This window comes from Anaerobacillus alkalilacustris, assembly GCF_001866005.1.
Taxonomy (GTDB): Bacteria; Bacillota; Bacilli; order Bacillales; family Anaerobacillaceae; genus Anaerobacillus; species Anaerobacillus alkalilacustris.
Genome location: NZ_MLQR01000031.1, coordinates 88973 through 103621, shown reverse-complemented (window position 1 = coordinate 103621; position 14649 = coordinate 88973). Strand labels below are relative to the sequence as shown.

Here is a 14649-nt window from a genome sequence, read left to right as displayed (position 1 = left end):
AATTTAGAGACATAACACCGCGTAACAAACGTTAATGTGAAATATCTAATTAGCGACTAATTGTATATTTCTATAAGTGGAACAGTAATTAATTAGTTGAAATGAAAATTACTAGCATAGAAAAAATATTTATACGCTTCATTTTATGAGTAAAAGTATACGAATTCACAATTGGAGATATTCTAACAGAAAATGGTTGTATAAATAATCGAAATTTGTAAAAATAAAACGAAAAACAAATCAAGTATACACTCTTTTGTCGATTGTGGTGTACAATAACATTAGGACTAGAAATCACGAATGGTATAAATTGTTAAGATTGAAAATATTCATTTCAACTAAAAAAAGAATGTTTTTTGTCGATATAAGTACAGTAAGTGATTGCAGACCTCCTAAATGTGTCGTATCATAGCATTAAAATCATGAAAATATGAAAACCAATTACTGGTAAAATAGAGGAGGCTTACGTATCAGTGAATACAACAATTTATGATGTTGCAAGAGAAGCAGGAGTATCGATGGCAACCGTTTCTCGTGTAGTTAATGGAAACCCAAATGTAAAACCAACAACAAGAAAGAAAGTATTAGAAGCAATTGAAAGGCTAGGTTATCGCCCTAATGCAGTTGCACGGGGGTTAGCAAGTAAACGAACAACTACTGTTGGAGTAATTATCCCGGACATCTCTAGTATCTTTTTCTCTGAATTAGCGAGAGGAATTGAAGATATAGCAACAATGTATAAATACAATATCATCCTATGTAACTCTGATCATAATAAGGAGAAAGAAATTCATCTTTTAAATACGCTACTTGAAAAACAAGTGGATGGAATAGTATTTATGGGAAGTCAAATAACGGAAGAACATGTAGAACAATTTAAACGTTCACCTGTTCCAATCGTATTATCGGCAACTATCGATCCAGGAAAAGAGTTTCCTTCTGTTAATATTAATTATGAACAAGCTGCTTACGATGCAGTAAAGTTCTTAATAGAAAATGGTCATACGAAAGTTGCTATGCTATCAGGTTCACTAGAAGACCCAGTAAACGGATACCAAAAGTATGCTGGTTACCGTAGAGCAATTGAGGAAGCGAATATCACTTTTAATGATGATTATGTTGTGATTGGTGATTACACTTATGATTCAGGAATTGAAGCAATGGAAATGTTTTTAGGATTAAATGAACGTCCAACAGCAATATTTGCAGGTACTGATGAAATGGCATTAGGAATTATTCATGGTGCTCAAGATAAAGGATACAATGTACCGAATGATATTGAGGTAATTGGATTTGATAACACAAGGTTAGCAGCAATGGTTCGTCCAACTTTAACATCTGTTGTTCAGCCAATGTATGATATTGGTGCAGTTTCAATGCGTTTGTTAACAAAGTATATGAATAAGGAAGAGGTTTCAGACGAAGTTGTCTTATTACCCCATCGTATTGAATTTAGACAATCAACCAAATAATGGTGAGAAACTTTAGTTTTTGCTTAGATGGCATGCAGAAGCTAAAGTTCTCTCATTAATATTTAAATATCTCATGTATTGTAGTTAGGGAGAGGTTTATGAAAAAATTTGACATAATGACACCAATAGGAATTGTAGCTGGTATTGTAGCAATAATGTTTGCGATATTAAATAATGCGGGGCCATCAGGTGTAGCATATTTTATCCATATATCTTCTGTTTTGGTTGTAATTGGTGGTTTGGTTGGCGCAATTATGATTAATTTCTCGTTTGCTGAAGTGAAACTTGTTCCGAAAGTGCTTCGTGAAGCCTTTCGAGAAGATCAACAAGATTTACCTACGTTAATTGATACTTTTGTTGATTTGTCAACAAAAGCTAGACGGGAAGGACTTTTGGCTTTAGAGGTTTCGCTTGAGGAAGTAGACGATCCTTTTATTAGAAAAGGGGTTTTATTAGCTGTTGATGGAATTGAACCTGATATTATTAAGGACATTATGATGGCTGAGGTTGTTGCTACTGAAGAAAGACATAGGAAAGGACGCCTAATTATTGAAAAGTGTGGAGAGTACGCACCAGCTTGGGGAATGATTGGAACTCTCATTGGTTTAGTATTAATGCTACAAAACTTAAATGATCCTGCAACTTTAGGACCCAATATGGCTATTGCCCTAATTACGACACTTTATGGTACATTACTTGCTAACTTAGTTTTTATTCCGATGGCTAGTAAACTAGCAAATAAGACTGAAGAAGAAGTATTTGTAAAACAAATTATCGTTGAAGGGGTTATTGGTGTTCAATCAGGACAAAATCCTAAAATATTAGAAGAAAAGCTAAGTGCATTTTTACCTGAGACAAGTAAACAAAGAGACATTGAAGAGAATGAAGGAGTGGCAGTTGATGGAGCGTAGGCGCCAGCAAAAGCAAGATAAAGGTGCTCCAAAGTGGATGGTAACCTTTTCTGACTTAATGACTCTGATTTTAGTCTTTTTTATCCTTTTATTTTCCATGTCTGTTGTTGATGCGTCAAAATTTCGTGCAGTTGCTGAGTCTTTTCAACAACGAGCTATGTTTGAGTTTTATCCATCATTAATTCCTTTCGATCATCCAGCTGAAGATATCGATATTAAAAGAGATCCTTTTGATGATGTTACCGATCCATTTAAGGACGTGTTAAAAGAGGAACTAACTAATCAAGAATTAAACAACTTGTATGAAGAAGTGAAACAATTCTTAATAGATAATCAGTTGAATGAAGTAATTTCAGCCTCTAGAGATGACCGCGGAGTAGTTCTTGTCCTTCAAGAGCGGACATTATTTGAAACAGGAGAAGCACAAATACTTGATGGTGCAAAGCCTTTTTTAACAAAGGTAGCTACTTTGCTTGAAACGATACCGAATTTAGTTAAGGTAGAAGGCCATACTGATAGTAGACCAATTAATACCTACCGTTACCCTTCTAATTGGGAGCTTTCTGGGGCAAGAGCAAGTAGTGTCATTCGTTTCTTAATAGAAAATAACGATATAGCTCCTTATCGATTTTTAGCAGTAGGATATGGAGATACTAGGCCTGTTGTTCCAAATACAACAAAGGAAAACCTACAAAAAAATCGCCGTGTTGTTATTGTTATCTCTGATCCTAACTATAATGAAAATGAATTATATTAAGCCTAGGTATTACCTAGGTTTCTTTATATTTTTTTTGAGACAGGGTAGAATGTTAATGTTGTTATTGATGAGGGCAACAAAATAATATATATACTACATAATTATTCGGTTCTTAAGGGGCAGTAAAACACCACTGCAAAACCTAAAGGGTTAACCACCTCTAAAGGTCGGGTCAAAATATTTTGAGAGGGTGCATAAAGTTGGCAATTGGAATAATAGGAGCAATGGATGAAGAGATAAGATTATTTAAGGAAAGCATTGAACTTAAAGAAGAAGTTGTAAAGGCGACAATAACTTTTTATGTTGGCATATTTAAAGGAAAAGACGTAGTGATTTGTAAATCTGGGGTTGGAAAAGTCAATGCTGCCATTACTACTCAACTTCTTATTGATCACTTTTCTGTTTCCAAAATTATTTTTACAGGAGTAGCAGGTGCTGTTGACCATGATTTAAATATTGGTGATATTGTTATTTCTACTAGTGCAGTCCAGCATGATCTTGATGCATCTGCATTAGGATTTAAAAAAGGTGAAGTACCTATGTTTGATTATTCTTCTGATTTCCCAGCTGATGTTGAGCTTATAGAATTAGCTCAACAAGCCTCAAGTTGTTTTGAAGGAGTAAATGTCGTAACAGGAAGGGTATTAAGTGGAGATCAATTTATTGCTGATCATAAAAAGGTAGAAGAGCTTGGCAAAGTATTTAAAGGAAAATGTGTGGAGATGGAAGGGGCTTCTGTTGCACATGTGGCTATGCTAAATAATATACCTTTTGTTGTGATTAGATCAATGTCAGACAAAGCAAATGGTGAAGCAAATGTTAATTTTACCGAATTTACTAACCTCGCATCAGAACGTTCTTATACTATTGTTCAAAATATGCTAGAGAAAATACTGTGAAAGGTCAGTGGAAGCTAAAACTGTAAATGCTTCCACTGACTTTTCACTTTCAAAGGGTGGAATAAATTAATTGGTTAGATTTGTATCAAATTTACAAACTTAAAACTACTTACCTACTTTCTTTCTTTTAAGTCATTACGTATATGAGCGTGTACAGTTACAATTGTGATTTTGTTTCTTTCGTTTATTTCATTTTTTCGGAGTATTTCTGGGTAAAGTGATAAGATCCTCCCATGTAGTTGGCATCTCATTTGGCGATTCACTTTTCCACTTATTTATCCATTCGTTAGGTAGTAAATTTGTTTCAGGTCGTTGATTAGTCATTTCTAACCAAACCATTGCCCACGCTCGTGGAACTACTCTCCAAATATCATAACCTCCCCCGCCTAATGCGATCCATCTACCACCACAATATTTATAAATGGGATTAGTTTAGGTAATTTATTACTGTTTATATTTACGATAAAGATCAACATTTACACTCCTTAGGATTACTTATAGATCTAATTAAAGTCTATCATTTATTCTTCTACTTTTTTAATAGAAAATTTCTGAATTTTTTACTTGAGTGAATTTAATAATTGCCTGAATGGATTAGATAAGTCTAAATATAGTTGATACTGGTCTTCATCCAACGATATTTAGTATGAGAGTAGTGGAAATAAACAATTATAACATTCATTAATTTACAAACTGTCTAGCGCAAGTAGCCTACGAGCTCGTGACCAAGGCGCTGGAGCATTCTTGTTAACATTAACTTAAAACCCGGTTCGAAAGTGAACCGGGTTTTTCATTAAAGAAGCTTATATTATCATTTGGATTTGGAATTTCATTGTCCCCATCTCCGCTGTTTTCCTCATCATTTTTAGGAGGCTTTTTATTATCTTTCTTTTTTTCATCTTTTTTATTTACAGAATCATCTTCATCTTCTAACAATGTTTCTTGCCAATTTCCAGTAATTATTAGAGATGATGGTTCTGATTCCCTTCCGACAACATCAACAGCAGTTACTTTGTAGGCAAAGGCTCCGCTACTTAATGTGATGGAAAGCTCTTGATCCGACCTAATGCTTTGATAACGTGTGAAATTATCACTCCCATTTGGAGCACGGTAGATTCGGTAGCCTATGATATCGTCATCAGGGTGCTTTCTCCACTTAAGATTTCCGTTTTCATTGGTGACCGTAGTCAATCGACTAGGTGTTTTTCCATTGTCTTTAGCCGTTTGGTCTGGAATAATTTTATTCCAATTATTAGGGAGAGAATCTAAGATGTTGTTAATATCTTTAAACAAGTCACCTTTAATTGAAATTCCCTTTTGTGTAAATTCTTGTGGTGAATTCTCTAATGCCAGATATGGATTACCGTTTAGCATTACAAAATTTACTCTTTCTAAGCTATTATCAACCTTATTAGGGATATATTTAGCATTAAATAAATCTGTTTTTACAAGACCTGCTTCCCGACATAAGTCAGATGGTAATAACCCAGTTACTCCACAAAATGATTGACGTACGATACCACTCGGCATTTTAAACCTTTCGTTTGTACCAATAAAACCAGGATCAATCTTATGTGCAGCATTAGCAAGACTAGCCCAAATTTGCTGTGTTCTTGGTCCAGTCTGTCCCTGTAGTGGACTGTTAGTATCATAACCAATCCAAACACCCATAGTAAAGTTTGGATTAAACCCTACGTACCATGAGTCATAGGTGTCACTCGTTGTACCGGTTTTACCAGCAAGATCAGTTCGGAAATTTAGCATTCCTGGTAATCTTGGAGCTGTACCAGGAGAGACTTGGACATCCCTTAGCACATCAAGTGTTAAATACGCTGTTTGTGGAGAGAAAACTTCAATTTCTTCATGTTCATGGTTATAAATAATTTCGCCATCTTTAGCTACAATTTTTTCAATCATGTATGATTGAATAAACTTCCCTTCATTAGCAAAAACAGAGTAAGCATTGGTATTTTGTTCTACAGTAACTCCATGTTTAAGTCCACCAATAGAAGTAGACTCATATGGTTCACCAGCATCCAAATTAGTAATTCCCATTTTTAGTAATAACTCTCGTCCATAATCTTGAGGAATCATGTTGAAAGCTTTTACAGCAGGTACATTTCGCGAACGTTGTAAAGCTTCTCTTACAGTCATTAATCCTAAATGATTTCTTCCAAAGTTTCTTACTTCAGTATTAGGATTACTTTTATAGTAGTATGGTGTGTCAGCCATAATATAACCTGGTTGAATGGCGCCTAGTTCCATGGCTGGAGCATAAGCTAATAATGGTTTCATCGTTGACCCATTTTGTCGATACGCTTGAGTAGCGTGGTTTAAGCTTTGCCGTTGAAAGTCTCGCCCCCCGACAAATGAAATAATCGCTCCAGTTTTATTATCAAGTAAAATGGCTCCTACTTCTTCAGGCTCACCTAGTTTATTAGCAGGTCCGAATAAGTTATTGTTTTTTATTACTTCTTGATGAGCATCATAAATTTCTTTATTAATGGTCATGTGTATTTGATAACCATCTCTGCGTATGTCACGACGAGCTTGTTCACGGTATTGGCTTTGTAATATTATTCTTTCATCACGATCTTCTATTTCATTAAGGTTTACCTCGTCATCTTCCATTAACTTATTTGAGAATATTTCAATGGCTCTTCTTTCTGCTTCTTGCATAAGTGCTCCATATTCTTGATGAGTTGAAGGAAGTGGGTCCGTTAAGTTAGCTCTTATATCATAATTTAATGCTTTTTCAAATTCTTTTTCATTAATATAGCCTTTTTCTCGCATTCTCGTTAACACTGTTCTCATCCGGTTTAACGATGGATCTAAATTTTCTTTCACACCTCGACCTTGTGATAAAAATGGAGTGTAGCCAAAAGGACTTTGAGGTAAGCCGGCAATGTAAGCAGCTTGTGGAATAGAGAGGTCTTTAGCGTCAACTCCAAATATCCCTTGAGCAGCAGCTTGAACTCCAGCGATATTTCTTCCGTTAGCATTTCTTCCAAAAGGGACAACATTTAAATATGCTGCTAAAATTTCCTCTTTTTCAAAAAAGTTTTCTAGGCGCATAGCTAACAGAATTTCTTTGGCTTTGCGATCAAATGAAACTTCACTTGTTAAAATTTGGTTCTTAATTAACTGTTGTGTTAAAGTACTTCCTCCCGTTTGAAGTGAGGAATTGGAAAATTCCTGATAAGTTGCTCTTAAAATAGCTTTAGGTACAATTCCCTCATGTTCGAAAAAATACTCATCCTCTGTTGCGATAATTGCATTAATCAAATGTTCAGAGACATCTTCTAGTTGAACTTCTCTTCGTTCTAATTCAGAAGGTAGTGCACCGAGTAGTACGTTATCTGCAAAGAAAACTTCTGAAATTTCTTCATAATTGTAAATATCCATTTTCATTTCTTCTTTGCTACGTATTTCTTCGTCCATTACAAGAGATGCAAAATAACCTGCGCCTGCCCCACCTACAAAAAGAGCAAGTGAAACAAAGCAAATAATGAATATTAACAGTAAATTCCAAACTACTTGATATGTTATACGAAAGCTTTTAAATATCTTTTTTTCATTTAAAAATTTGGCAATCATATTGATTGAGAAGCGTCGTTCAGACCGTTTATTATCCATAAATAATACCTCCTACATAATCAACAAATATTATAGCATACATTGTCGATTTATTGTTTGAACGTTAACGAAAAAAGAAATATTGACACGTTGGTATTTTTTTGATAAAAATTAACCAATAATATATTTAAATAAGGCAAAGCTATGAATGGAGACAGTAGTAAGTATTTCCCTGTTTTAGAGAGCTGGTGGAAGCTGCAAACCAGTACAAAAATACTTATGAATTACTTCCAAGAGCTTCCTCTGTGAACAAATATTATTTGTATATTTAACTAGCAGTGGACGGTTAATCCGTTATATTTCCGAGGTGGGAAGTATTCATTACTTTCAACAAGGGTGGTACCGCGATCGTAAGTTCGTCCCTTCTTTGGGGCGGACTTTTTTTGTACTTTAATGAAATGTTTTTACTTGAATTTCATCATTACATTAATCTAACCACATAAAACTATATCTAGTTGAAATGCACAATTAATAGATACAGTTTCCAAGTTGTGAAAAATCTGTATTATGAAATTCATTAATGGATATAAAATTTCAATTAAAGTAAAAAGGAACGGTTTTAAAAACGGCATGGTTTAAAGTCAAATTTGTCATCAAAATAAGGAGAGAAAAAAATGGATTTATTAAAGGATTTAGAATATCGTGGTTTGATCAATCAAGTAACAGATTTAGAAGGATTAAAAAAGCAATTAGAAGAAGGACAAGTAACATTATACTGTGGATTCGATCCGACTGCAGATAGTTTGCATATTGGTCATTTATTAACTGTATTAACGTTACGCCGTTTTCAAATAGCCGGAAATAAACCTCTTGCTCTTGTCGGGGGTGCTACGGGATTAATTGGAGATCCGAGTGGAAAAAAAGCTGAACGTACTTTAAATGAAAAAGAAATTGTTATCCAATTTAGTAATAGGATTAGAGAACAATTATCTCGTTTTTTGGATTTTAGTGGAGACAATGCAGCAAAAACGGTTAATAATTACGACTGGATTGGTAGTTTGGATGTTATTTCGTTTTTAAGAGATGTAGGTAAGAATTTTGGACTAAATTATATGTTAGCGAAAGACTCAGTTGAGTCAAGAATTCAAACTGGGATTTCGTTTACTGAATTTAGTTACATGATTTTACAATCTTATGACTTTTTGAAGTTGTATGAAAATGAAAATTGTCGTTTGCAAATTGGTGGAAGTGATCAGTGGGGAAATATTACAGCGGGACTTGAGTTGATTAGAAAGTCAACAGAGGGTGAAGCGAAAGCTTTTGGTTTTACAATTCCATTGGTAACGAAAAGTGATGGAACTAAATTTGGTAAAACTGAAGGGGGAGCAATATGGTTAGATGAAGAAAAAACCTCTCCGTATGAACTTTATCAGTTTTTTATAAATACTGATGATCGTGACGTTGTTAAGTTCTTAAAATACTTTACTTTCCTAAGTCATGAAGAAATTAATGCCTTAGAAGAGGAAGTACGTACAGCACCTGAAAAGAGAAGTGCTCAAAGGAAACTAGCAGAAGAAGTAACGCAACTTGTTCATGGAAAAGAAGCATTATCTCAAGCAGTTCGAATTTCAGAAGCTTTGTTTAGTGGAAATATTGCGGACTTGAATGCTAATGAAATAAAGCAGGGCTTTAAAGATGTTCCGTCTTTTGAAAGTAGTGAGAAAGAAATTGGTTTATTAGATTTGCTAGTTACTGCTAAAATTTCACCATCAAAGCGCCAAGGGAGAGAAGATATTCAGAATGGTGCTATATATGTTAATGGTGTCCGCACAACTGAACTTGACAAAGTGATAACTACTCAAGATCGGATTGAAAACCAGTTTACAATTATTCGACGTGGTAAAAAGAAGTATTTCGTGATTAAATATAACAATTGATCGAATTTCATAATTACCAAAATCTATATCTAGTTACAAGTGGTTCGACTAACTAGATATAGTATCTTATTGACAAAAAAGAATTGTGAAATTTATTAAATTAAAATAATAACAAGAAAAGCGCAAGCGCCTTGGTCACGAGCTCGTAGGCTGCTTGCGCTAGACAGTTTCCAAGTTAGAAATTTATAAATTCTGATTAATAAAAAAAACCACGCATTGCGTGGTTTTTTTTATTAACGTGAGTAGTATTCAACGATAAGTTGCTCAGTAACTTCAGCAGGTAACTCAGAACGCTCTGGGTAACGAGTGTAAGTACCTTGTAATTTTTCAGCATCAAACTCGATGTAAGAAGGAACGAAGTTATTAACTTCAATAGCTTCTTTAATTACAGCAAGGTTAGCTGATTTTTCGCGAACACTAATCGTTTGACCAGGTTTAACACGGTATGATGGAATATCAACACGTCCACCATCTACAACGATGTGACCGTGGTTTACTAATTGACGAGCTCCACGACGTGTGCGAGCTAAGCCCATACGGTAAACGATGTTATCTAAGCGTGACTCAAGTAAAATCATGAAATTCTCACCGTGAATTCCAGTCATTTTACCAGCATCGTCGAAAATGCGACGGAATTGACGCTCATTTACACCGTACATATGACGAAGTTTTTGCTTTTCTTGAAGCTGAACACCGTATTCTGATAATTTCTTTCTTTGGTTAGGACCGTGTTGTCCTGGTGCGTAAGGACGTTTTTGTAATTCTTTTCCTGTTCCGCTTAATGAAATCCCTAAGCGACGAGATAATTTCCAAGATGGACCTGTATAACGAGCCATGAATGACTCCTCCTTTGTTATTTTAGTATTGATAAAATAACAACAGTTTTAGTAATCCCTTCAAAAGCTCATTTTATATTCATGCACTTTCGCTTCGACAGCTGGAAGTTACACAATGCACCTCTTTATTAATTGCAGCCGCAATAAAGGAGGTATAAAATGAGAAGAGTGTCAGATGAAGTTTACCTTGGCTGTCTTATTTTACACAAATTAGAGTATATGTTTTATAGTAAAGAAAGTCAAGTTTTACTTTAATAAAAAGTAATTAAAAGTTTACCTTAGTCTAGTCAAAAAGGGATAGACATGCTAGAGCGGATTGACTAATTATTCTTACCTAAGATGTAAGATAAAATAGGTTATATACTTAAAAATATTTAGTGGGAATTTCATTAGTCCATTGTCCGCCGACATCAAACTATTATTAGTTGAAAATGTACCAATTCAAATAGATATAGTATCTTTATTTCGAAAATCTGTTATACAAAACCATTAAATATTATTACCTATCAAGGACAAAGGTAAGTAATAGTGTGGGATGATATAACGAATGTTAATTTTTAGGTTTTTATAGTAAAAAATAACTATTTCTAATATAATTATAAAATAGCTACAGAAATTTAACGTAACTTGTGCAATAAGTGAGGTGAGCTTAATGATTAAAGGGGATAAGAATATAGATGGTATAGATTTTTCTGAAATCTTTCATAGTATATTTGACCTAGGAGAGCAGTTCTGTGAAACCATTTCTCCTTCCGTTTTTTTTCTAGCAAATAAAGAGGGGCAATTGATAATAATGAAAGAAATTGGGGGTGTTGATCCCAATGACTTAGAAATAATAAATTGTTTTCCTAATAAAATCGAATTAGATCATGTACCATATAAAAAGGATGATTACCTAATCGACGCTATTCCACTTACACTACGAGTGCCAAATAATTATCATTCATGGGACGGTTATTTTGGTATCATTAGTGCAGTTATAGATACTGATCCTAAAATGGTTCGTCCTTTATTGTTTGGGTTCAAGCAATCGCTTGTCGTGACATCTAACTACATTGCATACAAAAATGACACGAATGATCAAGTTGAAACCTTCGATAGAATGATTATTCAAATACTAAAGGAAACAGATTATACTGATGAGTTTCCAGTATTTGCAGAAGCGTTTTTAAATGAATTAAAAAAAATGTTTAGTGAATATGATTTTTTATTAACTCTACTAAACCGGAATGAAGATTTATTAAGACCTTGTTATGCAACAAGCTCATTTGTACTTTCTGAACGTTACCTATTACGAATTGAAGATATTAATAAATTATTAATGACAGTAGAAGATGGGGACTGTGTAAATGTAATAACGAAAAGTGTAGCTAACCAAAATGGAATTCTAGTTTATGATGAATGTTTTGAGGACTTTGTATTAATCCCAATTAAGTATAATCAATTACTATGGACGGTTTTGGTTTGCGGAAAAAAACATGGTAAGATCAAATCTGACCACATTAATATTGTTGTAGAGATAATTAAGAAAGTTAAAAAGTTAATTTATAAACTTTTAACATATGAAAAAAAACAGAAAGATCAGAAGCGAAAAGAACTATTACTCCAATTGACGAAGAAGTTCCATTTTACAATGGATGTGAGTGCAATCTTAGGTGAGATTATTTATGCTTCAAAGCAAGTATTCTCAACCTTTGAAATACAACTTCTATTGTCACATGAGTGGGAAGTAAGCGAAGATTTACAAGTTCAACAACTTAGTTATAGTAAAGATAAAACAAATGAGATGGCGACTAATGCCTACTTAACTGGGAAAATTCACATTGAAAGTTTAAGGAAGCGAAGAAACTCTATTGTTTATGCTCCTCTAAGAGGGAAACAAGGAGTATATGGTGTGTTGAAGATTATTGGGAGACACTCTTCGGTTTTTAAAAATCATGAAATAGAGTTTTTAGAAGTATTAGCAGACACGGGTGGAAATGCCATTGAAAACGCCGAACTTTATCAGCAGTCAAGGCAACTTGTCGAAGATTTACAGTTAATAAATAAAACATCTCACCAACTTAACTTAAACTTAAGGCTATCAGAAACTATTAATTATATGACAAAGCAGATTAAGCTTTCATTTAATGCACAAGAAATAGGTTTCTTTATGTTTCGAAAGAATGGTCAAATTAAAGTGATTGAAGGTAGTACGAAATACTTTTTAAAAGAATCAAGTACAGAAGAAATATCACCTTTTTTTGAACGAATAAAAATGGATATGGATGCATTGTTCATTGGAGATCTAGCGTCTCAAGAACCCCATTTATTAAGACCGTTTCGTTCCTTTATTGCTGTTCCAATGGTTCAAAAAGGTGAACTTAAAGGAGCTGTTATCATCGTACACGAGCATGCATATCATTTTTCTTTTAATAAGTTCAAATTACTTCAGTCATTAATTCATCACTCTACATTAGCTTTTACAAATTCTATGCTACATGAAGAACTAGAGAAATTAGTTATCACGGACCATTTAACGAGACTTTATGCAAGGAATTTTTTAGATGAAAGAATAAATGAATCGATGGAAAAGGATGCTTATGGTTGTTTTTTATTAATAGATATTGATAATTTTAAGCAAATAAATGATGTCTATGGTCATCAAATTGGTGATGATATTATTATTCAAGTCGCTAATGTTTTAAAGAAAAATATAAAAAATACTGATATCGCTGCTAGATGGGGCGGAGAAGAATTAGCTGTTTACCTTCCGAAGGCAGACAAACAGGTTGGGGAATTAGTTGCCCAACGGATCAGAAAAAAGGTTAAAGAAGTTACAAAGCCCAAAGTAACGATCTCTTGTGGGGTATCGGATTGGAAGCAGATTGATCGAGATAAATCATTAAAAAGATTATTTAGATACGCTGATCAAGCTTTATATAAAGCAAAAAGAAGCGGGAAAAATGCTGTAGTTATCTACGGAGACGATATTGTTAATACGAAAAAAATATGGAGTTGATAGTTATTAAAGGATTTCCTAAAATGATTATCAACTCTCTTTTTTTTATCTATGTATTTCGAGTTTAAACTCTATTTTTCGAAATTTCTTACATTTTTTCTTTTTTATTTCAATGTTTCATCTCGTTTTTTATCAAATATTGATGAAAGATTTTAGGTTACTATCGATAATAATAGGCAGGAGATCCTATGGAATAGTAAGAAATAACATATTAAGAGGAATTAAAATCGATAAAAAGTTATGAAGGAGTTTTTTTCACCTAGTAGATAAATCATGAATGATTGAAGAAAAATTGAAATAAAGTAGAGGTGAAGGTAATGGATAAAGGTGAAAAAACAAAACGAAAAGTAATAGATGCCGCAGTATCGCTATTTAATGTAAAAGGTTATAGCGGTACGTCAATTCGGTCAATTGCTGATCGAGCTGGAGTGAATGTTGCGTTAATTTCATATTACTTTGGTAATAAGCAAGGGTTACTAGAGGAGTTAATGGTTGAATTCTTTGAAGGTTATAACAAAATTTTAGAAGAAGCATATCAAGATTTAAAATCGGTATCTCCAAAAACATGTTTGTTTTCAATAGTGGAAAAAATACTGAAATATCAACAGCATAACCATCATTTAGCAAGGTTTGTTCATAGGGAAGTAACATTAGATTCAACATTAGTTAGAGAATTAATGATGACTTATTTTATGAAGGAAAAACATTTTATGAAGGCGATTATCGAAGCAGGAATTGATAAAGAAGAGTTCCGAAATTTATCTTGTGATTTTATTTCAATTCAAATACGAGCACTATTAACAATGCCTTACTCACAACCTCAATATATCCGTGAAGTTTATCATCTATATCCCCATGAGAGTTACTTTGTTCAACAATATATGAAGCATATTAAAAAATGGTTGCAAGAATTTTTGTATACTGAAAATGATGGAAAAATTAAAAAACAACTGAATATTGCTTTATATTAAGTAACGATCAAAAGGTAGTGATGGTTCTCCTATTTAGGAGAAAATGAAACCTTTTGATTTTTTTTTGTCTTGTAAAAAAAAATAAGTCAAAATTTGTTTATTCATGGTATCATGTTAATATTGAAAATATCGAATTTTAGTACACTCTTAACTGAAGCATAGAACCAACGTAAAACTTATGAGAAATAAAAGGGTTAGATGGGGATGAACTGTCTTTATGGTTGGATAATTTTAATTAACACTTGTTGTGGATGAAAGAAACGCCACTGTTTAAAGAATTTATCTAATA

Annotated in this window: 10 protein-coding genes and 1 other annotated feature; of the genes, 7 read left to right on the top strand and 3 right to left on the bottom strand. The window is 33.5% G+C overall.

Annotated features, from left to right (window positions below; all coding sequences use genetic code 11):
• Nucleotides 1-473: 473 nt before the first annotated feature.
• The 4 genes from ccpA to BKP37_RS13400 all read left to right on the top strand — a co-directional run bounded on the left by ccpA (nt 474) and on the right by BKP37_RS13400 (nt 4039).
• A complete protein-coding gene (ccpA, locus tag BKP37_RS13415) occupies nt 474-1472 on the top strand; it encodes a catabolite control protein A (RefSeq protein WP_071310119.1) in 999 nt (332 codons plus the stop codon).
• 98 nt (nt 1473-1570) lie between these two features.
• Nucleotides 1571-2383 carry a flagellar motor protein MotP gene (gene motP, locus BKP37_RS13410; RefSeq protein WP_071310118.1) on the top strand — a complete coding sequence of 271 codons (813 nt, stop codon included), beginning with the start codon at nt 1571-1573 and terminating at the stop codon, nt 2381-2383.
• Complete coding sequence (gene motS, locus BKP37_RS13405) at nt 2373-3140, top strand: flagellar motor protein MotS (RefSeq protein WP_071310117.1); 768 nt, start codon at nt 2373-2375, stop codon at nt 3138-3140. Before motP ends, motS begins: the two co-directional genes overlap by 11 nt.
• Before the next feature lie 200 nt (nt 3141-3340).
• Entirely contained in the window at nt 3341-4039 is a 699-nt protein-coding gene (locus BKP37_RS13400) for a 5'-methylthioadenosine/adenosylhomocysteine nucleosidase (RefSeq protein WP_071310116.1), read from the top strand.
• 189 nt (nt 4040-4228) lie between these two features.
• On the opposite strand, the gene BKP37_RS20170 is transcribed toward BKP37_RS13400, so the two are convergent.
• Both BKP37_RS20170 and BKP37_RS13395 read right to left on the bottom strand, forming a co-directional pair.
• A complete protein-coding gene (locus BKP37_RS20170) occupies nt 4229-4378 on the bottom strand; it encodes a hypothetical protein (RefSeq protein ID WP_169823144.1) in 150 nt (49 codons plus the stop codon).
• A gap of 414 nt (nt 4379-4792) precedes the next feature.
• Nucleotides 4793-7675 carry a transglycosylase domain-containing protein gene (locus tag BKP37_RS13395; protein WP_084034705.1) on the bottom strand — a complete coding sequence of 961 codons (2883 nt, stop codon included), beginning with the start codon at nt 7673-7675 and terminating at the stop codon, nt 4793-4795.
• 135 nt (nt 7676-7810) lie between these two features.
• Nucleotides 7811-8042 (top strand) — a binding site (T-box leader).
• A 247-nt stretch (nt 8043-8289) separates the two neighbouring features.
• Between BKP37_RS13395 and tyrS the strand changes: the two genes are divergently transcribed.
• Complete coding sequence (tyrS, locus tag BKP37_RS13390) at nt 8290-9552, top strand: tyrosine--tRNA ligase (RefSeq protein WP_071310115.1); 1263 nt, start codon at nt 8290-8292, stop codon at nt 9550-9552.
• A gap of 233 nt (nt 9553-9785) precedes the next feature.
• On the opposite strand, the gene rpsD is transcribed toward tyrS, so the two are convergent.
• Nucleotides 9786-10388, bottom strand: a complete 603-nt coding sequence (rpsD, locus tag BKP37_RS13385) for a 30S ribosomal protein S4 (protein WP_071310114.1) — start codon at nt 10386-10388, stop codon at nt 9786-9788.
• A 652-nt stretch (nt 10389-11040) separates the two neighbouring features.
• Between rpsD and BKP37_RS13380 the strand changes: the two genes are divergently transcribed.
• Both BKP37_RS13380 and refZ read left to right on the top strand, forming a co-directional pair.
• A complete protein-coding gene (locus BKP37_RS13380) occupies nt 11041-13389 on the top strand; it encodes a sensor domain-containing diguanylate cyclase (RefSeq protein ID WP_084034704.1) in 2349 nt (782 codons plus the stop codon).
• A gap of 317 nt (nt 13390-13706) precedes the next feature.
• Entirely contained in the window at nt 13707-14360 is a 654-nt protein-coding gene (gene refZ / locus BKP37_RS13375) for a forespore capture DNA-binding protein RefZ (protein WP_071310113.1), read from the top strand.
• Nucleotides 14361-14649 lie beyond the last annotated feature (289 nt).

Bases quoted from the DNA above. Each gene is read 5' to 3' on its own strand.
- motP (WP_071310118.1), top strand. From the start codon at position 1,571: ATGAAAAAATTTGACATAATGACACCAATAGGAATTGTAGCTGGTATT.
- motS (WP_071310117.1), top strand. From the start codon at position 2,373: ATGGAGCGTAGGCGCCAGCAAAAGCAAGATAAAGGTGCTCCAAAGTGG.
- BKP37_RS20170 (WP_169823144.1), bottom strand. From the start codon at position 4,378: ATGGTTTGGTTAGAAATGACTAATCAACGACCTGAAACAAATTTACTA.
- BKP37_RS13395 (WP_084034705.1), bottom strand. From the start codon at position 7,675: ATGGATAATAAACGGTCTGAACGACGCTTCTCAATCAATATGATTGCC.
- tyrS (WP_071310115.1), top strand. From the start codon at position 8,290: ATGGATTTATTAAAGGATTTAGAATATCGTGGTTTGATCAATCAAGTA.
- rpsD (WP_071310114.1), bottom strand. From the start codon at position 10,388: ATGGCTCGTTATACAGGTCCATCTTGGAAATTATCTCGTCGCTTAGGG.
- BKP37_RS13380 (WP_084034704.1), top strand. From the start codon at position 11,041: ATGATTAAAGGGGATAAGAATATAGATGGTATAGATTTTTCTGAAATC.
- refZ (WP_071310113.1), top strand. From the start codon at position 13,707: ATGGATAAAGGTGAAAAAACAAAACGAAAAGTAATAGATGCCGCAGTA.